Source organism: Novosphingobium panipatense (assembly GCF_900182875.1).
GTDB classification, from domain to species: Bacteria; Pseudomonadota; Alphaproteobacteria; order Sphingomonadales; family Sphingomonadaceae; genus Novosphingobium; species Novosphingobium panipatense.
In genome coordinates this window covers 36,506-58,586 of the sequence record NZ_FXUI01000004.1, presented here as the reverse complement: position 1 = coordinate 58,586, position 22,081 = coordinate 36,506, and the positions used below count along the sequence as shown (strand labels likewise).

Sequence of the window (22,081 nt, the reverse complement as noted above, 5' to 3'; positions counted from 1 at the left end):
GACTGCCCCTGTCCTGGCTGGCGCGACCGGCAATTCGGTGCATGCGATCGCTTCATCGGAGAATCGCGCTCAGGACCCCGTGCCTGCCTCCGGCGTCTTGGCGTCATTAGCGGGTGCGACGTCATGTCCGCGCTCGTCGTTTGCCAGCGCTCCGACGAACTGGTGAAGCCAGTGGAAGACGTCTTCGTCCCGCACCGATGCCAGCAGGCGCTGGTGGCGCCGCTTGCGCTCGTCCAGCGGCATGTCGAGCGCGCGCTTGATGGTCTCGGCGACGTGTTCTACCGAATGCGGATTAACCAGGAGGGCCTCCTTGAGCTGGATTGCCGCCCCGGCGAACTGCGAGAGGATGAGGACGCCCGGGTTCTCCGGATCCTGCGCCGCGATGTATTCCTTCGCGACCAGGTTCATGCCGTCGCGCAGCGGTGTAACGAGTCCGACCTCCGCCGCCCGGTAGAAGCCGGCAAGCTGCGAACGTGGATAGCCCCGGTTGACGTAGCGGATGGGCACGAAGTCGAAGTCGGCGTGAGCACCGTTGATGTGCCCGGTCTTGCGCTCCAGATCCTCGCGGATCTGCTGGTAGCTGGCGACGTCCCCACGGCTGGGGGGCGCAATCTGGAGGAGCACGGCCCGACCGGCCATGTCCGGATGATCGGCCAGGAAGCGGCTGAAGCTTTCGAAGCGTTCGCCGAGCCCCTTCGAGTAGTCAAGGCGATCGACACCGATGAGGATCTTGCGGCCACGCACGCTGGCCTTGAGGCGCTGGCAGGCTTCCTGCGCTTCCTCACCGGCGGCGGCCTGCGTGAACTCGGCGAAATCGATGCCGATGGGAAAGGCGCGCGCGATGACCCGCCGGCCTTTGTAGTCGATCGAATTGTCGAGATTTACCGCGAGGCCCATCTCCTTCTGCACGTAATGCAGGAAGCTCTCCAGCCACTCCGTCGTCTGGAAGCCGATGACGTCGTATTCCAGCATGGAGGCGACCAGCCGCTCGTGGAACGGCAGGGACGCCAGCAGACGCGTGGGGGGCCAAGGCGTATGCAGGAACAGCCCGATGCGGTTTTTCACGCCTTTCCCGCGCAGGATCGATCCGAGCGGCAGCAGGTGATAGTCGTGGACCCATACAAGGTCGTCGGCTTCGATCAGCGGGAAGACGGAATGGGCGAAGCGCTCGTTGACCCGCTCGTAACCCTCGCTGAAGTTGCGGTCGTATTCGGTGAGATCGATGCGGTAGTGGAACAGCGGCCACAGCGTGCGGTTGGCGTAGCCGTTGTAGTATTCGTCGATGTCCTGAGGCTCGAGGTCGATCGTGGCGGTCGTTATGTCCTCGTTGCGCTGCATGTCGAGGTGGCCGGTAAATTCGGCCGTTTCCTGCCCCGACCAGCCGAACCAGATGCCGCCATGTTCGCGCAGCGCGGAATTGAGCGCTACGGCCAAACCGCCCTGTGCGCCCGCGGCGCCTGCGGCGCTGGGTACACTGACCCGGTTGGAAATGACGATCAGGCGGCCCATGGCGTGTATTCCCCTCGCTCCCGAGAACGTTTGATGTGCGCGGCGGGCCCGGCAGGGCGACGCGCAAAAGGCGGAACGACCGCCGCTTTTTCAGCGCCAGTCCCGCCAGGACCGGGACAGCTGCCCGGCGCAGTTGATGATACCCACTAGCGAATAGGTCTGGGGAAAGTTCCCCCACAGTTCCCCAGTTTCGAAATCCATGTCCTCGGAGAGCAGGCCGGAGCGGGTGCGGTGGCCGAGCATGGCCTCGAAGATGCGACGCGCTTCCTCATCCTCCCCGCTGCGATGCAGGGCTTCGATCAGCCAGAAGGTGCAGATGTTGAAGGCGGTCTCGGGAAGCCCGAAATCATCCTCGCTGTCGTAGCGCAGCATGTGTTCGCCCCGGCGAAGAGCCTTCTGAACTGCCTTCAGGGTGGCCTTGAACTTCGGGTCCTCGGGCGCAAGGTAGCGCAGTTCGACCATCTGCAGGAGGCTTGCGTCGAGCTGGGAGCCGCCAAAGCTCGCAGCGTAATGACCGCCGGCCTCGTGCCCCTCGATCTCGTGCCAGGCACCCGCATCGATGTTGCGGCGCACCGCATCGGCCCGCTGGCGCCAGAACGTCGCGCGGTCGTCAAGGCCGAGGTAGTGGGCAGCGTTGGCCAGCCGGTCGCAGGCAGCCCAGCTCATGACGCTCGAATACGTGTGGACGGCCGTGCGCGTGCGCAGTTCCCACAGGCCGGCGTCGGGCATGTCGTGAGTCTTCCACGCCATCTCGCCGACCTGCTCGAGGCTGCGGAAATCGTCCTCGTTGGCGATGCGCAGCAGCCGCTGATCCACGAAGCCCTGAATGGAGGGCAGGACGATCTGGCCGTAGCAGTCGTTCTGTACCTGATAGTAGGCGGCGTTGCCGATGCGCACCGGACCGGTGTTGCGGTATCCCGGGAGGTCCGCAGCCTCCCACTCGATGATTTCCTTCGCCCCGCTGACGGCGTAGAGCGGCTGGATGACCCCGTCGGGCGCATCGGCGACGATGTTGCGCAGGTACCGGAGGTACTTCTCCAAAACGTCGAGAGCGCCGAGATGGTTCAGGGCCTGGACCGTGTAGTAGGCGTCCCGAATCCAGCAGTAGCGGTAGTCCCAGTTCCGCTGGCTTCCGGGCGCTTCGGGGATGGAGGTGGTGAGTGCCGCGACGATGGCGCCCGTTTCTTCGTGCTGGCACAGCTTGAGGGTGATGGCGGCGCGGATGACCGCATCCTGCCAATCGAGCGGCGTGGCAAGCCCGCGGACCCACAGCCGCCAGTAGTTCGCTGTGCGCTGGAGCATCGTCTCCAGATCGTGCTCCACGTTGCCGGCGAACGGCTCGTCCGGGCCGAGGAAGAAGTGCAGGGCCTTCTCCAGTCGGAACCAGCGTTCGTCCAGGACGTACCCGACGGGGGCGTCGGTAGTCAGGCGCATGGCGTTGCGTTCGACCAGGTAGCGGATGTGGTTCGACCCCTGCGTCATCGGCGCGAGGCGGGCGCCGTAGCCGCTCATCGGGGTAAGGATCGTGCGGATGCGCGGAGAGCCGGATACGGGGCGGACGATGCGGGCGAAGGCGACCGGGCGATACATGCGGCCCGAACGTTCGAACCGCGGCGCGAAGTCGAGGATCTCGACAGCCCCGCCGGTCGCATCTTCCAGGCGCGTCACGAGAATCGGCGTGTTGCGCAGGTAGTGCTGGTGCACCGACACCTGGTTTTCCAGCTCGAACCGCCAGGTGCCGGCATCCTTCCCATCATCCCCGCGCAAAAGCGCGCAGAAGGTGGGGTCGCCATCCACCCGGGGCACGCAGCCCCACACGAACGCTCCGGCCTCATCGATGAGGGCGCTGACCTGACAGTTGCCGATCGGCCAGAGTTCGAGGGATGTCGGTGAGAGCGGTGTCATCTGGGCGGTTCTCCCTTGAAAGCAGCAGCGTGAAGCCCCGTTTCGAGCCAGGCGTGAACGGCAGTCACGCTATCGAGACGGAAGCTGGCGGCGGTGGGGCGCGGCGCGCCCACGAGAATGCCGCGCCCCCCCAGATCGCGGGCGACGTGGAAAGCGTCCTCGTCTGTCACGTCGTCGCCGAGGAAGGTGGGACGCGCCTCGCGAAAATGGGGAAGCTGCATGAACCGGGCGACGGCACTGCCCTTGTCGGAGCCTGGCATCGTCACTTCCACCACCTGCTTGCCGTGCTTGACCTCGAGGTCGAACGTGGCGGCAAGCTCCTGTGCCTGCAGCAGCAGCGCGTCCCTTGCCTCTGGATGGTGCCGATAATGCACGGCTGCGCTGAACGGCTTGGGCTCGACCAGCAAGCCGCCGTGCCTTTCGCTAAAAGCCTGAAGCGCCCCCACGACCGCGCCGGGCAGCGGTGAGGCAAGCGGCTCCGTCGGCTGTCCGCCACCGGGCCGGAATTCACCGCCGTGCGATCCTGCAAGGGCCACCTCCACCGGGCCAAGGAGGCTCTCCAGCGCGGCTATGGAGCGACCCGTCACGATCGCGAGCCGATCGTCGAGCGCCCGTGAAAGCTCTTCCACCAGCCCACGCAGGCGCGGGGAGACCCGCACATCGTCCGGGTGCTCGGCAATTTCCACGAGGGTGCCGTCGAAATCCAGGAAGAGCGCGGTCCCGGCAAGCGAAAGCGGCGAAGGCATCTCAAGTGCACGGCCTGCACTGTCACCGGACACTCGATGCGCCGCCGGTGACGGGCCGTCGCTCGAAGAGGTCATCTATATTCCGCCTTGCACCAGGTTTATGCCTCGGGAAAAGAGGCAGCCAAAAGGTCCGGACGCATGCTGCGCCGCGATTGCACCCTCGTCAACCGATAGGGCGGCGGAGTGTTCCACTATGGATTTCGCCTGTTTGAACCGCGGCTTTTCCTGCTGCATTGCAGCGGCTGACGCGAAAGGCCATTTTCCACCTTGCGACGTTCTGAGGCGTTGGTGCATCCGTTTCCCGCTCTCGAAGACGGTGACAATTTGGCGTTTTCGGATATCAGACCGGCAAGAACGCTGTTGAAGGATCTGGAATGAAGAAGATTGTAGCATTCGACCTTGATGGCACCCTGGCACTGAGCAAGCAGCCGCTGACCGACGAGATGGCGGAACTGCTGGCGCAACTTCTCACCGTCGCGCAGGTGGCCGTCATTTCCGGCGGCGACTGGCCGCAGTTCGACAAGCAGGTGGCGAGCCGTCTCCCCGCCCATGCCGACCTCTCCCGACTTTGGATGCTGCCCACCAGCGGCGCGAAGCTCTACCGCCATCAGGATGGCACGTGGAACGCCATCTACGCCGAGCTTTTCACTGACGAACAGAAGAAGGAGATCTTCGATGCGTTCGACGCCTCGCTGACGGCAACCGGCTTCACGCCGGAGGAAACCTGGGGAGAGCGGATCGAGGATCGCGGCAGCCAGATCACCTTCTCCGCTCTGGGGCAGCAGGCGCCGCTGCACGCCAAGGAAGCCTGGGACCCGGATTTCGCGAAGCGCAAGGTGATACAGGCCGATCTGGTGAAGCGCCTGCCGGGCGTCTCCATCAATCTGGGTGGAGCCACATCGGTGGACGTGACCCAGCCGGGCGTCGACAAGGCCTGGGGGCTCAAACGTCTCGCCGAGCACAGCGGTGTAGCCGAAGCCGACATGCTCTTCATCGGCGACGCCATCTTCCCGGGCGGCAACGACTATCCGGCCAAGGCGATGGGGCTCGACACCGTCTGTGTCCGCGATCCCGAGGATACGACTAACGTCATCACGGCGATCATCGCCTGCCAGAAGGGCGGCTGAGGGTCCGGCGGTCCTTTGTGAGGCGGGCATGACGGAGATCTGATGTCCGCTTTCTACCTGACCTTCGTGGCGACCCTGCTTGCGGGCTTCGGTGCACGGGACCAGCTCACGGTCGCCGGGCTATCTCTGCGGCAGGGCCGCAGGCCCGCCGTGCTGGTTGTGGCGATGGTCATCACCGTCGCCACTGCCGCCGCCGCCGCCTACCTTGCCACGATCATGCTGGCGCAGCTTCCGCCGCCCGCGCGGACTCTCTTCGCCGCGCTGGCGTTGGGGATAGCGGGCTTGGAATCGCTGGTGCTCGTGCCGCGGAACAGTCCGCGCGAACCCACCAATTCGCTCGGCGCGCTGATGCTGGTGCTGCTTGCCCGGCAGGCAATGGACGCAGCGCGCTTCCTCGTCTTCGGCATGGGCGTGGGAATGGCCGGACCCTGGGCGGCTGGGGCGGCCGGTGCTCTCGCGGGCTTTGTCCTGATGCTCTTCGCGTGGCGCCGCCCGGAATTGTTGAGTTCGCCCGTCGTGCCGCAGGTCCGGCGATTGGCCGGTGCCCTGCTGCTTGTTGCGACGGTGGCCATGTTCCTGCAGGAATTTGCGCTCGTCTGATCGCTTTTTGCAATCAAACTCAGCCTTTCCATGTGCGTTGTCAGCGCATACTTCTGTCCACAACGCATCAAATCGCCGTAGCGAGAGGAGCAAACATGACTTCCAAGGACAACTCGAAGGCCGCCCTGATCGACAGCCTGAACGGGCTGCTGGCGGATACCTTTGCGCTCTACGTGAAGACCAAGAACTACCACTGGCACGTTAAGGGGCCGCAGTTCCATGACCTGCATCTCCTGTTCGACGCGCAGGCGACTGAAATCTTTGGCCTCACTGACCTTATCGCGGAACGCGTGCGAAAGCTTGGCGGAAGGACGCTGACATCGATCGGTTCGATCGCGGCGAAGACCTCCATCGACGATAGCGACGACACCAACCTCGACGCGAAGGGCATGGTGAAGCAGCTGTTCGATGACAACACCGCCTACGTCGCAACGCTCAAGGCGACGAAGGAACTGGCGGGCGAAGCCGGCGATAACGCCACGGACGGCATCATCGACGACTGGACCGACCAGGCTGAGCAGCGCGCGTGGTTCCTGCGCGAGATCATCGCCTGACAACTTCCGATGGAAGATGGGGGATGCTAGATGTCCCCCATGTCCACCATCAAGATCATCGAAGGCGCTGACGACAGCGCCATTGCCGCATGGCTGACGGAACGCCTTGAACGGGCGCTGTCGCATGCGTCGACCATTGCCGTGACGGTCCCGGGCGGCAGTACGCCTTTTCCCATCTTCGACATCCTGGCTGGCGGCGCTCTTCCCTGGGGGCGCATCGCGGTCTGGCCCGGCGACGACCGCATCGTCGCGGAAGACCATCCCGCCAGCAACGTCGGCAAGATCCGGGCGCGGTTGGAACCCGCGGGGGCGACGGTGGTGCCGCTGGAAGAGGGGGCCCGGCCTCCGCATTTCGCGCTGGCCTGGCTCGGCATGGGTGCCGACGGGCACATTGCATCGCTCTTCCCGAATACGGATCCGCAGCCCGATGATGCCCAGCCCGTTCGCCGGTTGAGGCCCGATCCGCTGCCGCCGGAAGCGCCTTTCGACCGTCTGAGCCTGACGATGCCGGCGCTTCTCGACAGCGACGAAATTGTCTTTGTCATCCGCGGGGCCGACAAGCGGGCCGTGTTGGACGGCGCCATCGCCGGCGCGCATGACCTGCCGATCGCCCGGTTCCTTGCCGCATCGCGCGCGCCCGTGACCTGCTTTTGCTGACATTCCTGCCGGCGCCACTGCACCGGGCGCTCTATCGCATAGCGCACCGGGTGCGCGTCCCGATCTGGCGCCTGTTCAGGATTCAGGTCCACGGGGTGCGAGTGATCGCCCTGGACGAAAAGGACCGGCTGCTGCTGGTTCGCCATTCCTACGGAGCTTCCGGATGGATGCCTCCGGGTGGCGGGATCGAACCGGACGAGGATCCGGTTGAAGCCGCAGCGCGCGAACTGCGTGAGGAAACCGGCTGCCTCCTTTCGCAGGCCCGGCTCCTTGCGGTGCGGGCAGAGGACTTCCACGGAAGCCGAAACATGGTCCGGGTCGTCCTGGGTCGTGCCGCCGGAGCGCCGCAGGCAGACGGGCGGGAGATCGTTCAGGCCCGGTTCTTCGCGCTGGAGGATCTACCAGAAGCGATGCCGGTCGGTTTGAAGGAGCGCCTGCGCGCCTGGGTCTTGACCGAGGAGCGGACGCAGGACGGCACCGTGTGAAGCACAGCGGCGACTAACGAAAAACCCCGCCCGGTTCGTACCGGACGGGGTTTTTTCTGCTTTTCGGCCAGATGGACCTATCAGGCCGCCAGCTTGCGCAGCACGTATTGCAGGATGCCGCCGTTGTTGAAGTATTCCACTTCGTTGGCGGTATCGATGCGGCACAGTGCGGTGAAGGTGAACGACGTGCCATCCGGACGGGTCACTTCCACCTCTACGTCCTGACGCGGCTTGAGATCGGCTACACCCTTGATCGTGAAGCTGCAGTCGCCGTTCAGGGCCAGGGTGTGGCGGGTCTCGCCGTCCTTGAACTGAAGCGGCAGCACGCCCATGCCGACCAGGTTCGAGCGGTGAATACGCTCGAAGCTCTCGACGATCACGGCGCGCACGCCGAGCAGGTTGGTGCCCTTGGCAGCCCAGTCACGCGAAGAGCCGGTGCCGTATTCCTTGCCCGCCACGACGACCATCGGCGTGCCGTCGGCCTTGTGCTTCTGGGCAACGTCGTAGACCGCGCCGACTTCCTCACCATAGCGGCTCATGCCGCCCTCGATGCCCGGAACCATCTCGTTGCGGATGCGGATGTTGGCGAAGGTGCCGCGCATCATGACTTCGTGGTGACCACGGCGCGAACCGTAGGAGTTGAAGTCCTGCTTGGCGACCTGATGTTCCATCAGCCACTGGCCTGCCGGGCTGTCCGCCTTGATCGAGCCAGCCGGCGAGATGTGGTCGGTGGTGATCGAGTCGCCCAGGATCAGGAGCGGCTTGGCTTCGATGATGTCGGTCACCGGAGCCGGGGTCATCTCCATGCCTTCGAAGTAGGGCGGGTTTGCAACGTAGGTCGAACCGGCGCGCCACGAGTAGGTTTCCGAACCCACGACGTTGATCGCCTGCCAGTGCTTGTCGCCCTTGTAGACGTCGGCATAGCGGGCCTGGAACATCTGGCGGTCGACCGCGGCGGTCATGGTGTCGGCGACTTCGAGGTTGGTGGGCCAGATGTCCTTCAGGAACACCGGCTGTCCTTCCTTGTCACCCTTGGTGGCGGTGCCGATCGGGGTGTTGATGAAGTCTTCCACCACGGTGCCCTTGAGGGCGTAGGCAACGACCAGCGGCGGCGAGGCCAGGAAGTTCGCGCGCACGTCCGGGGACACGCGGCCTTCGAAGTTGCGGTTGCCCGAGATCACCGCACTGGCGACAATGCCGTTCTCGTTGATCGCCTTGCTGATCGGCTCGGCCAGCGGGCCGGAGTTGCCGATGCAGGTGGTGCAGCCATAGCCGACCAGGTTGAAGCCGATGTTGTCGAGGTGCGACTGGAGGCCAGCCTTCTCGAGGTAATCGGTGACGACCTGCGAACCGGGGGCGAGCGAGGTCTTGACCCAGGGCTTGGGCTTGAGGCCGAGTTCGTCGGCCTTCTTGGCGACGAGGCCGGCGGCGACCAGCACGCTCGGGTTGGAGGTGTTGGTGCAGCTGGTGATGGCCGCGATCATGACGTCGCCGTCACCGATGTCGAAGTCCTTGCCTTCGACCGGCACGCGGGCCGGGGTCTTCTTGTAGGTCGCGGCCATGTCGGCGTTGAACACATCATCGACTTCCGGCAGCGAAACCCAGTCCTGCGGGCGCTTCGGACCTGCAAGCGAGGGCACCACGGTCGATAGGTCGAGTTCGAGGGTCGAGGAGAAGATCGGGTCGGCAGCGCCCGGCTCCATCCAGAAGCCCTGCTCCTTGGCATAGGCTTCGACGAGGGCGATCTGCTCTTCCTCGCGGCCGGTCAGGCGCAGGTAGTCGATGGTCTTGTCGTCGATGCCGAAGAAGCCGCAGGTCGCGCCATATTCGGGCGCCATATTGGCCAGCGTCGCGCGGTCCGCCAGCGAGAGGGAGGCGAGGCCGGGGCCGAAGTATTCGACGAAACGGCCGACAACGCCATGCTTGCGCAGCATCGCGGTGCAGGTGAGCACGAGGTCGGTGGCGGTGACGCCTTCCTTCAGCTCGCCGGTGAACTTGAAACCGACGACTTCGGGGATGAGCATGGAGACCGGCTGACCGAGCATCGCGGCTTCAGCCTCGATGCCGCCCACGCCCCAGCCCAGTACGCCCAGACCGTTGACCATGGTGGTGTGGCTGTCGGTGCCGACGCAGGTATCGGGGTAGGCAACGAGCTGGCCGTTCTGGTCCTCGCTCGACCACACGGCCTTGGCGATGTTCTCGAGGTTGACCTGGTGACAGATGCCGGTGCCCGGGGGAACGGCGTAGAAGTTGTCGAGCGACTTGGAACCCCACTTGAGGAAGTCGTAGCGCTCCATGTTGCGCTGGTACTCGATCTCGACGTTCTCTTCGAAAGCCTTGGGGTGGCCGAACTCGTCAACCATGACCGAGTGGTCGATGACGAGGTTCACGGGAACCAGCGGATTGATCTTGCTGGTATCGCCACCCAGCTTTGCGATCGCGTCGCGCATCGCGGCAAGATCGACCACGCAGGGCACGCCCGTGAAGTCCTGCAGGAGAACGCGCGCCGGGCGGTACTGGATTTCAGCGCCGGTAGCGGGGTTCTTCTGCCAGTCGACGATCGCGCGGATGTGATCGGTCGATACCGTGAAGCCGCCGTCCTCGAAGCGCAGCAGGTTCTCCAGCAGGACCTTCATCGAGAACGGCAGGCGGGAAATGTCGCCCAGCTTCTCGGAAGCCTTCTTGAGGGAGTAGTAGGCGACGTCCTTGCCGCCGACGGTCATGGTGCTGCGGGTGCCGAGCGAGTCCTGTCCGACCTGAGTCATAGTGGGCTTTATCCCCTTGTGTGATGCCTCTCGCGGGCTGCCTCGCGGCGCTCCTTTACCGTGTTGCAGTGCGACAGGCGGATTCGTCGCGCCGCCGATGCGCGCTTGGGGGACCAACGTCAAGGGGTAGAGCGGTTACCCCAAGGTGTCCTTTTGTGTCCCGCGCGTGCCGATCAGGCAACCGAGGACGATAAGGCCCGCTCCGGCCAGCACGCCCATCCCGAGCTGTTCGCCGAAGATAAGCCAGCCCATCAGCGCAGCCCACAGAAAGCCTGTATATTCCAGAGGGACCAGAACCTGCGCTTCGGCCCGAGCATAGCCCCATGAAAGGAAAAGAAGAGCCGCCGTCGCGAGCACCGCGCCCAGCCCCGCCCAGGCAAGGCTCGTGGCATCGGGCATGGTCCAGTAGAAGGGGGAGAAGGCCAGCAGCAGCAGCGCCACGTTCATGTTCTGGAACAGGGCAATCTCCACCGGCCCCGCCAGCATGGCCTGCTTGCGCTGCATGACAAGGTTGAGCGCGTAGAGCACGGCCGACAGCAGGATGGCGATCGTGCCCTCCACCGCATCGGGGCCATATTCGCCTGCTCCGAGTCGATCCGCAGCGATGACGATCATTCCGGCAAGTCCCAGCAGGGCGGCAAGGACGGCGTTGGGCCGGATGGTCTCGCCAAGCAGAAGCGCGGCGAACCAGAGCGCGATGATCGGGGCGAAGAAGGAAATAGCCATGCCTTCCGCCATCGGAATGCGAACGAGGCCGTGGAAGAAGAGAGCCGCCATCGCAGCGGTCACGCAGGAGCGCTGGACGTGCAGCAGCGCGACCTTGCGGGTGGGCACCGGACGCCCCTTCGCCAGCCAGAGCGGCAGGGTCAGCAAGGTGGCCATGAGGTTGCGCACGAGCAGTGCCGTTCCCACGCCGGCCATCAGGGACGCGGCCTTCATCGCCGCGTCCATGACGCTGAAGGCGGCAATCCCCGCCACGACGGCCAGCACGGGCGCAAGCGGCGCAGCGGGGCGGGGCTGGAAAGCGACCATGCCTCGCCTGTCGCCCGACGCAAGGTTGTGCGCAAGCAATTCATCGCAGCGACAGGTCGCATGGTTGAAGAAAGAGGCGTATAGGGGCACATCGGGAACGGCCCGCATGGCAACTTTCGTTGCAGGCGCGCTTTCTTCTTCCATCAGGCTCCCAGGGTCTCCAGTCGGGCAGGTTTCAAGGCAATATGGTGAGTTTCAAGCGGTTTGGTTCCGGCGTCGCATCGACGTTGGCGTTGCTCGCATTGAGTGCGCAGGCCGCACAGGCGCAGAAGGGCAGGAACCAGTTGCCCGAGGATCTGCTTCCGGCCGCCGCCGCGACCCCGCAGCCTGCCGCGACAGCAGCGCCCAAGTCCGTGCCGACGGCTCCGGCGACCGCTCCGGCGCAGGGCACCGGGCGTACCGGAACGGGCGGTACCGTCAACGCGCCCGCTCCCGGCCTGCCGGCCCCAGCCGGCTCTGGACCTGTCGTCCAGGAGGTCACGCTGGCAGAGCCGGTGATGCCCTGGACCCTTTCGGATGCGCAGGCCCTGCTCAAGACGATCGAGTACATCGGCAAGGAAGGCCTTGTTCCGGCGGACTACCAGCCCGCCGCTCTCAAGGCCGCGATCGCACGCGGTGAAAGCGATGAACTGGACGCCCTGGCGAGCCGCGTCTTCGGTTGGCTGATCGAGGATCTGCGCGACGGGCGCACCCCCATGACCGCGCGCGTCCAGTGGTTTGCCGTCGATCCGGACCAGGACACCATGCCTACCCAGCAGGTGATGGCACAGGCCCTGTCGGAGCATGACGTCTCCGGTGTCGTCGCCCGGCTCGCGCCGACAAACCCGGACTACGCCGCTCTCAAGGACGCGCTGAACGCGACACCCGCCGCTCAGAAGGAGCGCCGTGCGCTGATCCAGGCGAACATGGATCGCTGGCGGTGGCTCGCTCGTGACCTGGGTACCGTCTACCTCATGACCAACGTGCCGGAATTCCAGCTGCGTCTGGTGGTGAAGGACAAGATCCTGCGCACCTACAAGACGGTGGTGGGCAAGCCTGGCCGCACCGCAACGCCCCAGCTGGCGGAAACCGTCAGCGCAGTGGTCTTCAATCCCACCTGGACGGTCCCGCAGTCCATCGTGAAGGGCGAAGGGCTGGGGGCCAAGGTTCTCAACAATCCCCGCTGGGCCGCGAACAACGGCTACAAGGGCTACAAGAACGCCGACGGCGTGATTACGGTGGTGCAACAGCCGGGGCCGAACAACGCGCTGGGGCTGATGAAGATCGACATGCCCAATCCGCATGCGATCTACCTGCATGACACGCCAGCCAAGTCGTACTTCGACGCAGAAGTTCGTGCGTTCAGTCACGGCTGCATTCGCACCGAGCGTGCGGTGGAGCTGGGCATGACCATGGCGATTCTCGGCGCCCAGATGCCGGCCGCCGAAGCGGCGGAGCTTTCGCGCGCCGGCAAGTACAAGAAGGTTGAGATGACGCGGACGTTCCCGGTCTATCTCACGTACTTCACCTTCGCCCGTTCGATCGACGGCACGCTCAAGGCCTTCAACGACATCTACGAGCGCGATGCCCCGGTGCTCGCCAGCTTCAAGGCCGCCCGCCAGCTGAAGACGACGCAACGCACCAGCGACGAGGCGATTATCGAGCTGGACAACCCACTCTGATCCGGCTGACGGCCTCGATGTAACCGCGCGGGCGATCTAGGCGGGATCGCTCTTGCGGGGCAGGCTCCGGGTCTCCAAGTCGCCCAAAGGCAAGGAGACCCGCGATGACCGAAAAGAGCGCTGACCGCATTGACGAAGCGACGACGCGCATCCTCGACCTTGAGGCCGAACTGGAAGCCTCAGGCACGATGACGCGGGAAGCTGCTGCGTTGGCCCGGGCACGGACGCTTCTGCATGAATGGGTCGATAGCGTCACCGCCGTGGTGGCGACACCCGGCGTGGGGCGCGTCGTGCTGATCCATGAGAACGGAGCGGAATCGCGCATCGCTTCGCCCGAACTGCCATTCCGGTCACGTTCGGCGGCGGAAACGAAACGGCGGACTGACCCTGCCGGTCAGTGCCGGCGGATGACCTCGAGAAAGGCGTCGCCATAAGCCTCGAGCTTGCGGGCGCCGATCCCGCCGATGCTGCCCAGTTCGGCCAGCGAGCCGGGGCGTGCGGCGGCCATTTCGCGGAGGGTGGAATCGTGGAACACCACGTAAGGCGGGACACCCGCTTCCTGCGCCAGTTCACGGCGCAGATCGCGTAGAGCCTCGAACAGCGGATCGCCGACTGGATTGGCCGTATCCCCGCGTGAACGCCGTTTGCGCTCGGGCTTGGGCGGAACGACGATCGCCACGGCCGCATCGCCCTTGAGGATCGCCCGCGCATCGCCGCCGAGAGCCAGCCCGCCGTGTTCCGTAGCAGTCAGGCTGCCCCGCGCCTGGAGCGCCCGGGCGAGCGGCTTGAGCAGCGGCTTCTCGTCGTCCGTGAGTATGCCGAACACGGACAGCTGATCATGCCCGCGCTGCAGCACACGGTCGTCCGCCACGCCGGCCAGAACCTTCTCCAGATGCCCAAGGCCGTAGGACTGTCCGGTCCGGTAGACGGCGGACAGCAGCTTGCGCGCCAGATCCGTGACATCGACGACGCCCACGGGTTCAAGGCAGTTGTCGCAGTTGCCGCAATTGTGCGGCGGGTCCTCTCCGAAATGGCGGAGCAGGACGGCGCGGCGGCAATCTGCCGTTTCGACAAGCCCCGCAAGGGCATCCAGCCGCTGTCGCTCGCTCTGCTGCCGGTGAGGCTCGATCTCCGAAAGGCGCTGGCGGGCGCGGGCAAAGTCCTCTGCGCCCCAGAGCATGACGGCGACCGACGGATCGCCATCGCGACCCGCACGTCCGGTTTCCTGGTAATAGGCCTCGATGGACTTGGGGATGCCGGCATGAGCCACGAAGCGGACGTCGGGCTTGTCGATGCCCATGCCGAACGCGACGGTCGCCACCATCACCATGTCCTCGCTGGCCACGAATGCGGCCTGGTTGCGGGCACGGACATCGGGATCCAGCCCGGCGTGATAAGGCAGCACCCGGCGACCGGTGGCCGAGGCGAGGCTTTCCGCCAGCTGCTCCACGCGTGCGCGCGTCGGCGCGTAGACAATGCCGGGACCGGGGTTCTCCTCGACGATGGCTTTCAGCTGCCGCATCGCGTTTTCACGCGGGCGAATGGCGTAGCGGATGTTCGGCCGGTCGAAGCCGGCGACGATCAGGCCTTCTTCCGGTATGCCGAGCTGGGCAAGGATGTCGCTGCGGGTATGATGGTCCGCCGTCGCCGTCAGCGCCAGGCGCGGGACGTTGGGGAAGGCGTCCAGCAGGGGGCGAAGCAGCCGGTAATCGGGGCGGAAGTCGTGGCCCCATTCCGAAACGCAGTGCGCCTCATCAATGGCGAAAAGGCCGACCCGGGCGGACGACAGCAGCTCGCGGAAGTGCGGCTGGCTGGCCCGTTCCGGCGCGATGTACAGCAGGTCCAGCTCCCCCGCGCGGAAGGCGTCCATCGTCTGCCCGCGATCGGTGTCGGCGCTGGTGAGGGTGGCGGCGCGGATGCCGTTCGCCCGGGCCGAGCGCAACTGGTCGTGCATCAGTGCGATGAGGGGCGAGACGACCACGCATGTGCCCTGAAGAAGCACCGCCGGGAGCTGGTACGTCAACGATTTGCCCGCGCCCGTAGGCATGATCGCCAGGGTGGAACGCCCGTGGAGGACGCGGTCCACCACCTGCTGCTGCACCCCCCGGAAGCCTGAGAAGCCGAAGACGTCGTGGAGGGCTTTGGCTACCGCATCCGGCGCAGGCGGGGGCGATGGGCTCCAGTCGACATCAGGACCGTGGATGTCCAGCATGTCGGCATCGGGTTCACCGTAGAAGGTCGTCTCGAAAGGCCAGTCGTCTTCGTTCACGGCTGCGTTATGGCAGACCTGCGCCCGAGGTGGAAACCGTGGAAGCGGGACTTTCCGCCATTTTGATGCCGTCGCGGGCTGCGCTTTCGATCAAAAACGGCCACGCGCCGCCTTTCGGCGGCAGGTGGCCGGGGCTCAGTCGAGGTTGGGGCGCAGCCAGCGTTCGGCGGTCTGCAGGTCCACGTCCCGGCGGGCTGCGTAGTCCTCCAGCTGATCACGGCCGATGCGGGCCACACCGAAGTACTGGCTTTCGGGGTGCGCGAAGTAGAAGCCCGAAACGGCCGCCGTGGGCAGCATGGCCTGGCTTTCGGTCAGAACGATGCCCGCATTGTCCTGGGCCTTGAGCAGATCGAACAGGATCGGCTTCAGCGAGTGGTCCGGGCAGGCCGGGTAGCCGGGCGCCGGACGAATGCCCCTGTACTCCTCGCGGATGAGCGCCTCGTTGGTGAACTGTTCGTCCGGTGCGTAGCCCCACAGGGTCGTGCGAACATGGCTGTGCAGGCGCTCGGCGAAGGCTTCGGCGAAGCGGTCCGCGAGGGCCTTGAGGAGGATGTCCGAATAATCGTCATGCGCGGCCTTGAAACGCTCCAGATGCGGCTCGATGCCGTGAATGGCGACGGCGAAGCCGCCCAGCCAGTCGCCCCTGGCGTCAATGAAGTCCGACAGGCAGAAGTTTGCCCGTCCGCGCGACTTCTTGAACTGCTGGCGAAGGAACGGAAGGCGGATGAAGTCCGGCCCTTCGGCAATCCCGAGCTCGACCGCGTCGTAGATCACCTGCGGATCAAGCGAGCCGGTGCTGACCACGACGTCGTCGCCGTCGCGTGCCGCCGGCCAGAAGGCGCAGACGCCCCTCGCGGTCAGCCACTTCTCGTCGATGATGCAGGCAAGCATGGCCTGCGCATCGGCGAAGAGACTGCTGGCGCTTTCGCCGACCACGTCGTCTGTCAGGATCGCCGGGTAGTTGCCCGCCAGTTCCCACGCGCGGAAGAACGGCGTCCAGTCGAACGTTTCCACCAGCTCGCGCAGGTCCCAATCGTCGAAGACGTGCAGCCCCGGTGCGACCGGTGCGGGCGGCTTCTGCGAGAAGTCCGTCGGGAACGCGTTGGCGCGCGCTTCCGCCAGCGGCAGCAGGTCGCTCTGGCCCTTGCCTTCGCGCGCTTCACGGACCTTGGCGTACTCCAGCGCGACCGAGGACTTGAAGCCTTCCGCCTGCGTATCCGACAGAAGCTGTGAGGCGACGCCGACCGCGCGGCTGGCGTCGAGCACGTGGATCACAGGGCCTTCGTAAGCGGGATCGATGCGCAGCGCGGTGTGTACCTTCGACGTGGTCGCGCCGCCAATCATCAGCGGGATGGTCATCCCGGCGCGCTGCATCTCCTCGGCCACGGTCACCATCTCGTCGAGTGAGGGCGTGATCAGACCGGAAAGCCCGATGATATCCGCCTCATGCTCCTGCGCGGCTTCGAGGATCTTGGTCCAGGGGACCATGACGCCCAGATCGATCACTTCGTAGCCGTTGCACTGCAGCACCACGCCGACGATGTTCTTGCCGATATCGTGGACGTCGCCCTTCACGGTGGCCATGATGATCCGGCCCTTGGCTTTGGTGCCGGCGTCCTTCTCCGCCTCGATAAAGGGGATCAGGTGCGCGACCGCCTTCTTCATGACGCGAGCCGACTTCACGACCTGCGGCAGGAACATCTTGCCGCTGCCGAAGAGATCGCCGACGACATTCATGCCGCCCATCAACGGCCCTTCGATCACTTCAATCGGGCGCCCGCCACGCGCCGCGACCGCAGCACGCGCTTCTTCCGTGTCCTCGACGACGTAGGCGTCGATGCCTTTGACGAGGGCGTGCTCCAGCCGTTTGGTGACATCCCAGCCGCGCCATTCCTCGGCGGCCTTTTCTTCCGCCTTGTCCTTCCCCTTATAGCTTTCCGCCAGTTCGATGAGGCGCTCTGTCGAGGTCTTGCCGTCTTCACCGACGCCCGGGCGCCGCATCATGATGACGTCTTCGCAGGCCTCGCGCAGGGCCGGGTCGATCTGGTCGTAGACATCGAGCTGGCCCGCGTTCACGATGGCCATATCGAGGCCGGCCGGGATCGCGTGGTAGAGGAAGACGGAGTGCATCGCGCGGCGCACCGTCTCGTTGCCGCGGAAACTGAACGAGAGATTGGACAGGCCGCCCGAGAAATGGACGTGCGGGCACGCCTTGCGGATTTCCACTACGGCCTCGATGAAGTCGAGGCCATAGCGGTCGTGCTCCTCGATGCCGGTGGCGACCGCGAAGACGTTGGGGTCGAAGATGATGTCCTCGGGCGGGAAGCCGATCCCGGTCAGCAGCTTGTAGGCGCGGGTGCAGATCTCGATCTTGCGTTCACGGGTGTCCGCCTGACCGGTCTCGTCGAAGGCCATGACGACGACGGCGGCGCCGTAATCCATGCAGAGGCGGGCCTGTTGAAGGAACTGCGCCTCGCCTTCCTTCATGGAGATCGAGTTGACGATCGGCTTGCCCGACACGCACTTGAGGCCCGCCTCGATCACCTCCCACTTGGAGCTGTCGACCATCACCGGCACGCGGGCGATGTCCGGTTCGGCCGCGAGCAGCTTCAGGTACGTGGTCATGGCCTCAACCGCGTCGAGCAGGCCTTCGTCCATGTTGACGTCGATGACCTGCGCACCGTTCTCGACCTGCTGGCGCGCCACTTCGACGGCGGCAGGGTAGTCGCCCGCCATGATCAGCTTCTTGAACCTGGCGGAGCCGGTGACGTTGGTGCGCTCGCCGATGTTGACGAAGCGGGAGCCGGAATGGGAGACGGTCATCTGTTTTGTATTCTCTTCGGATCAGAGAGTGCGGGCGAGCACGAAGTCGTCATAGGTCTTGCCGCCCACGTCGAACCGGCGGGTGCCGACGGTCTCGAACCTGTGCTTGGCATAGAAGGAGATGGCGCGGTGATTGTCGTCCTTGACGCCGAGCAGCAGCCGGGCGTGCCCCTTCGCCTCGGTCACGACAGCCTGCATGAGAGCGCTGGCGATCATCGAACCCTGAAAGCGGGACAGCAGATAGATGCGCTTGAGCTCGACGTCGCCTTCGGTGGCGTGGTCGATCTCAGGTTCGCACATGAGGGCGTAGCCGACCGGCGCGCCGCCGGGTTCGATCTCGGCAAGCCAGGCTTTCGCGCCTTTTGAAAAGTAGTCGAGATAGGCCTTGGCGCAGTGCTGCTTCAGGCAATGCGCGATAATGGCCGCGCCGTCGATCATCCCCGCGAAACTTTCGAGGAAGGTCGCCGCGCCGACAAGCGCAAGCGCATCGGCATCGGCAGGCCCGGCAGGGCGAATGCGCCAGATGGGTATCTCGTTCACGAGAACCTCAGGCCGCCATCGTGAAGGGTTCAAGCCCGGCAAGTCGCGTCACCGGCCTGAGGTTGGGGATCGGGCGGGGCGCCATGCCCGCCACTTTCCGCGCAATGGCCGCGATGTGCGCCGGGGTTGAGCCGCAGCAACCGCCCAGCACATTGACCTGCCCCGCGACCGCCCACTCGCCGACGAAACCAGCCGTCGTATCCGGCATCTCGTCGTAGGCGCCAAGCTCGTTTGGAAGCCCTGCGTTCGGATAGATCATGATCAGCGTGTCGGCGATCTCCGACAGCGTCTTCACGTGAGGGCGAAGCTGCGTGGCGCCGAAAGAACAGTTCAGCCCGATCGTGATCGGACGCGCATGGCGGACGGCATGCCAGAACGCCTCGACTGTGTGGCCGGAGAGATTGCGCCCGGACAGATCGGTCAGCGTCATCGAGAGCATGATCGGCACTTCGCGGCCGAGGTCCTTTTCCAGATGGCGCACGGCCATGATCCCGGCCTTGGCGTTGAGCGTGTCGAACACGGTCTCGATCAGGATGAAGTCCGCCCCGCCCTCGACGAGCGCGGCAGCCTGTTCCTTGTAGACGTCGACCAGCGTGTCCCAGTCTATCTCGCGATAGCCCGGATCGTTCACGTCGGGGCTGAGGGAGAGCGTCTTGTTGGTGGGGCCGATCGCGCCGGCCACAAAGCGCGGGCGGCCGTCCTTCGCCTGAAATTCGTCAGCAAGGCGGCGGGCCAGCCGGGCGGATTCCATGTTGATCTCGCGGACGAGATGCTCGGCTCCATAATCGGCCTGGCTGATGCGGTTCGCGGAGAAAGTGTTGGTTTCCGCGATGTCGGCGCCCGCCTCGAAGTAGGCGCGGTGAATGGCTTCCGGCACTTCGGGCTTGGTCAGCGCGAGGATGTCGTTGTTGCCCTTCTGCTCGTGAGTGAGGCCGAGATCACCGGCGTAGTCGGCCTCCGAAAGCTTCCAGTTCTGGATCTCGGTGCCGAACGCGCCATCGGTGATGAGGATTCGCTTGGCCGCTTCGGCGAGGAAGGTGTCACGTGCGCTCATGCGCAAGGCTCCTTGGGACGCAGGCCGAGAAGCTGGCAGATCGCGTAGGCCTGCTCGGCGCGGTTGAGGGTGTAGAAGTGGAAGTCGCGTACGCCGCCCTCGTAGAGGCGCTTGCACAGGTCCGCGGCGGCAACGGCCGCGACGAGTGCGCGAGGGCCGGGGCGCTCGTCCAGTCCGTCGAACATCGTTTCCAGCCAGCCGGGAATCTCGGTGTTGCCGCTCATCCGTCGGATGGCCGAGAAGCTGGTGACCGGCATGATTCCCGGCAGAACCGGCGCGGTGATTCCTGCGGCGAGCGCTTTGTCGAGGAACCGGAAGTACGCATCGGTGGAGAAGAAGAACTGCGTGATCGCGCGGTTGGCGCCGGCATCGAGCTTGCGCTTCAGATTGTCCAGATCAAGCTGCGCGCTCACCGCCTCGGGGTGCGTCTCGGGGTAAGCGGCGACGGATATGTCGATGTCATGCCGGGCCTTGATGCCCGCCACCAGTTCGGCGGCGCTGGCGTAGCCTTGCGGATGCGGTACGAAGCGGCCGCCATCGGTCGGCGGCGGATCGCCGCGCAGGGCAACGATGTGCCGCACCCCTGCGTCCCAGTATTGGTCCACGACTTCCGCGATCTCGTCCTTGCTCGCCGCGACGCAGGTGAGGTGGGCGGCGGGGACGAGCGCGGTGTCCTTTACGATCCGCGCCACCGTCGCGTGGGTCCGTTCACGCGTGGAACCACCGGCGCCGTACGTCACTGAAACGAAGCTGGGCTGAAGCGGCGCCAGCTGGGTGATGGCCTGCCAGAGCTGCTCCTCCATCTTCTCCGACTTGGGCGGAAAGAACTCGAAGGAGACGGAAATGTCTCCCGGTAGGCCTGCAAAAAGGGGCGCCTCGGCCGGTCGTTGAGCAGCAGTCATCAGAGTGTCTTTCGGTTCTCGTCGGCGGTCGCGACGGGGCGGGCGGTTACACCATCGCGCCGGGCAGTCCAGATCTTAACGGTCAGGGGGCTGCCGGGCAGGGCGACGGGTGAGGTGGGGGTGAGGCCGGCGGCAACAAGGTGAGCCAGCATCTGCTCGTCCGAGAAACCAAGGCGCGCATGAGCGTGCCGTTCGCGTAACTCCTCCCGGTCATGCGCGGCAAGGTCGACGATGGCGATGCGGCCGCCGGGGCGCAGCACGCGCGCGGCCTCGCCAAGCACGATGCCGGGATCCTGGGCGTAGTGCAGCACCTGATGAAACAGCACCGTGTCGAACGCATCCTCCGAAAAGGGAAGGGCGGTGAAGTCCCCCTGCACCAGGTCCACCTTCTCCGCCGGAAGGTCCTGAAGCCGTGCCCGGGCGATGCGCAGCATCTCGGGGCTCTTGTCGAGCGCGGTAACGCGACCTGCGCGCGCGGACAAAAGCTGCGCCATGCGACCGGTGCCGGTGCCGACATCCAGAAGTCCGCCGAGGGATTCGCCCTCGAGAGCCGAAAGGAGGGCGTCCTCGACCGGCTCGTCCGCGCCGTGGAGCCGCCGCAGGGTGTCCCATTCCGCCGCATGACGCGCAAAATAGGCCTGCGCGCTTGCCTCCCGGCCGGCGCGGATCGCCGCCAGATGGCGGCGGTCCTCTGTGCATCGTGCGGCAAACTGCGTGTCGTCCCGCTCGGCGAGCGCGAGCAGCTGGGCTGCCGCGCTGCCCATCGAGGGAACGTCGCTTTCGCTCACGGCGCTGCGAAGGAAGACCCAGCTCCCTTCCTTGCGTCTCTCCGCCAGCCCTGCATCGCACAGGATCCGGATGTGCCGCGAGACACGCGGCTGGCTCTGTCCGAGTACCTGCGCAAGCTCTCCGACCGCGAGTTCCATGTGCGCCAGCAGACGCATGATGCGCAGGCGCGTCGGCTCAGAAAGAGCTCTCAGGAGGGGGTCGATCCGCATCGGCAATCATATAAAGATATCTTTATATGTGCGCAACCCTTAGGAAATCCGCGGATTCGCGTGTGTTTTATTCCTATTTGCGTTGCACCATTGTCTCGTCTAAAGAATGGCGCAGCAGGCTTGCCTGCAAGCGTTGGCCTGTGCGCCAAACAATGCAAGGGGATTCGCATGAAGAAGATTGCTTTCGCCGCGTTCGCGTCGGTTGCCGCTCTGTCGCTCGCTGCTTGCGGCGGTGAGCCCACCACCGAAGCAACCACCGATTCGGTTGAGACGGCTCCCGAGGAGCTGATGACCGGTGACGCCACCGACGTGCCGACCGAGGCTGCGACCGAGGCGATGTAATCGGCGTGGGGACTCGGCACTTGCTTCGGCGTGCCGGTCCCCGCCGCTTTCCGGTCCGGGTCCACACCGGAATGATGGAAAGACCGTTCGACGACGGACAGAAAACCCTCCC

The 22,081-nt window shown here is 65.3% G+C and carries 19 protein-coding genes; 8 read left to right on the top strand and 11 right to left on the bottom strand.

The annotated features are described in order from the left end of the window. Positions 1-69: 69 nt before the first annotated feature. From otsA to otsB, 3 genes are all read right to left on the bottom strand, one after another. The gene (gene otsA, locus QOL62_RS07960; RefSeq protein WP_283405850.1) at positions 70-1,509 is read right to left on the bottom strand and encodes an alpha,alpha-trehalose-phosphate synthase (UDP-forming); all 1,440 of its coding nucleotides are present in this window, start codon (positions 1,507-1,509) and stop codon (positions 70-72) included. 90 nt (positions 1,510-1,599) lie between these two features. Continuing rightward, a complete protein-coding gene (locus QOL62_RS07955) occupies positions 1,600-3,414 on the bottom strand; it encodes a glycoside hydrolase family 15 protein (protein WP_283405849.1) in 1,815 nt (604 codons plus the stop codon). Continuing rightward, entirely contained in the window at positions 3,411-4,235 is an 825-nt protein-coding gene (otsB, locus tag QOL62_RS07950) for a trehalose-phosphatase (protein ID WP_283405848.1), read from the bottom strand. Before otsB ends, QOL62_RS07955 begins: the two co-directional genes overlap by 4 nt. A 299-nt stretch (positions 4,236-4,534) precedes the next feature. Here otsB and QOL62_RS07945 point away from each other — a divergent pair, with 299 nt between their 5' ends. From QOL62_RS07945 to QOL62_RS07925, 5 genes are all read left to right on the top strand, one after another. Further along, a complete protein-coding gene (locus QOL62_RS07945; RefSeq protein ID WP_103729057.1) occupies positions 4,535-5,287 on the top strand; it encodes an HAD-IIB family hydrolase in 753 nt (250 codons plus the stop codon). Between the two features lie 42 nt (positions 5,288-5,329). Further along, positions 5,330-5,887 carry a hypothetical protein gene (locus QOL62_RS07940; protein ID WP_283405847.1) on the top strand — a complete coding sequence of 186 codons (558 nt, stop codon included), beginning with the start codon at positions 5,330-5,332 and terminating at the stop codon, positions 5,885-5,887. A gap of 95 nt (positions 5,888-5,982) precedes the next feature. Then, positions 5,983-6,441: a Dps family protein gene (locus QOL62_RS07935; protein WP_103729055.1), complete on the top strand. Its 459-nt coding sequence runs from the start codon at positions 5,983-5,985 to the stop codon at positions 6,439-6,441. 39 nt (positions 6,442-6,480) lie between these two features. Further along, positions 6,481-7,098 carry a 6-phosphogluconolactonase gene (locus QOL62_RS07930; protein ID WP_283405846.1) on the top strand — a complete coding sequence of 206 codons (618 nt, stop codon included), beginning with the start codon at positions 6,481-6,483 and terminating at the stop codon, positions 7,096-7,098. After that, positions 7,092-7,583, top strand: coding sequence for an NUDIX domain-containing protein (locus tag QOL62_RS07925; protein WP_283405845.1), 492 nt, complete (start codon positions 7,092-7,094; stop codon positions 7,581-7,583). Before QOL62_RS07930 ends, QOL62_RS07925 begins: the two co-directional genes overlap by 7 nt. A gap of 80 nt (positions 7,584-7,663) precedes the next feature. Here QOL62_RS07925 and acnA read toward each other — a convergent pair whose 3' ends face one another. Next, a complete protein-coding gene (gene acnA, locus QOL62_RS07920) occupies positions 7,664-10,348 on the bottom strand; it encodes an aconitate hydratase AcnA (protein WP_283405844.1) in 2,685 nt (894 codons plus the stop codon). Positions 10,349-10,483: 135 nt separating this feature from the next. Then, positions 10,484-11,380, bottom strand: a complete 897-nt coding sequence (locus QOL62_RS07915) for a DMT family transporter (RefSeq protein ID WP_283405843.1) — start codon at positions 11,378-11,380, stop codon at positions 10,484-10,486. Positions 11,381-11,565: 185 nt separating this feature from the next. Here QOL62_RS07915 and QOL62_RS07910 point away from each other — a divergent pair, with 185 nt between their 5' ends. Continuing rightward, complete coding sequence (locus tag QOL62_RS07910; protein WP_103729051.1) at positions 11,566-13,041, top strand: L,D-transpeptidase family protein; 1,476 nt, start codon at positions 11,566-11,568, stop codon at positions 13,039-13,041. A gap of 104 nt (positions 13,042-13,145) precedes the next feature. Then, positions 13,146-13,475 (top strand): hypothetical protein, encoded by a 330-nt coding sequence (locus QOL62_RS07905; protein ID WP_283405842.1) that lies wholly within the window; start codon positions 13,146-13,148, stop codon positions 13,473-13,475. On the opposite strand, the gene recQ is transcribed toward QOL62_RS07905, so the two are convergent. From recQ to QOL62_RS07875, 6 genes are all read right to left on the bottom strand, one after another. Continuing rightward, positions 13,436-15,310 carry a DNA helicase RecQ gene (recQ, locus tag QOL62_RS07900; protein ID WP_283405841.1) on the bottom strand — a complete coding sequence of 625 codons (1,875 nt, stop codon included), beginning with the start codon at positions 15,308-15,310 and terminating at the stop codon, positions 13,436-13,438. The two genes, QOL62_RS07905 and recQ, sit on opposite strands and share 40 nt — an antisense overlap. Before the next feature lie 135 nt (positions 15,311-15,445). Then, the gene (gene metH / locus QOL62_RS07895) at positions 15,446-18,133 is read right to left on the bottom strand and encodes a methionine synthase (RefSeq protein WP_283405840.1); all 2,688 of its coding nucleotides are present in this window, start codon (positions 18,131-18,133) and stop codon (positions 15,446-15,448) included. 21 nt (positions 18,134-18,154) lie between these two features. Beyond that, a complete protein-coding gene (locus QOL62_RS07890; RefSeq protein WP_283405839.1) occupies positions 18,155-18,673 on the bottom strand; it encodes a GNAT family N-acetyltransferase in 519 nt (172 codons plus the stop codon). A gap of 7 nt (positions 18,674-18,680) precedes the next feature. Further along, positions 18,681-19,727: a homocysteine S-methyltransferase family protein gene (locus QOL62_RS07885; RefSeq protein WP_283405838.1), complete on the bottom strand. Its 1,047-nt coding sequence runs from the start codon at positions 19,725-19,727 to the stop codon at positions 18,681-18,683. After that, positions 19,724-20,629: a methylenetetrahydrofolate reductase [NAD(P)H] gene (metF, locus tag QOL62_RS07880; RefSeq protein ID WP_283405837.1), complete on the bottom strand. Its 906-nt coding sequence runs from the start codon at positions 20,627-20,629 to the stop codon at positions 19,724-19,726. Before metF ends, QOL62_RS07885 begins: the two co-directional genes overlap by 4 nt. Then, positions 20,629-21,627, bottom strand: a complete 999-nt coding sequence (locus tag QOL62_RS07875; protein WP_103729045.1) for an ArsR/SmtB family transcription factor — start codon at positions 21,625-21,627, stop codon at positions 20,629-20,631. The genes metF and QOL62_RS07875 overlap by 1 nt, the downstream gene beginning before the upstream one ends. Before the next feature lie 168 nt (positions 21,628-21,795). Here QOL62_RS07875 and QOL62_RS07870 point away from each other — a divergent pair, with 168 nt between their 5' ends. Next, positions 21,796-21,969, top strand: a complete 174-nt coding sequence (locus tag QOL62_RS07870; RefSeq protein WP_199183806.1) for a hypothetical protein — start codon at positions 21,796-21,798, stop codon at positions 21,967-21,969. Positions 21,970-22,081: the final 112 nt, after the last annotated feature.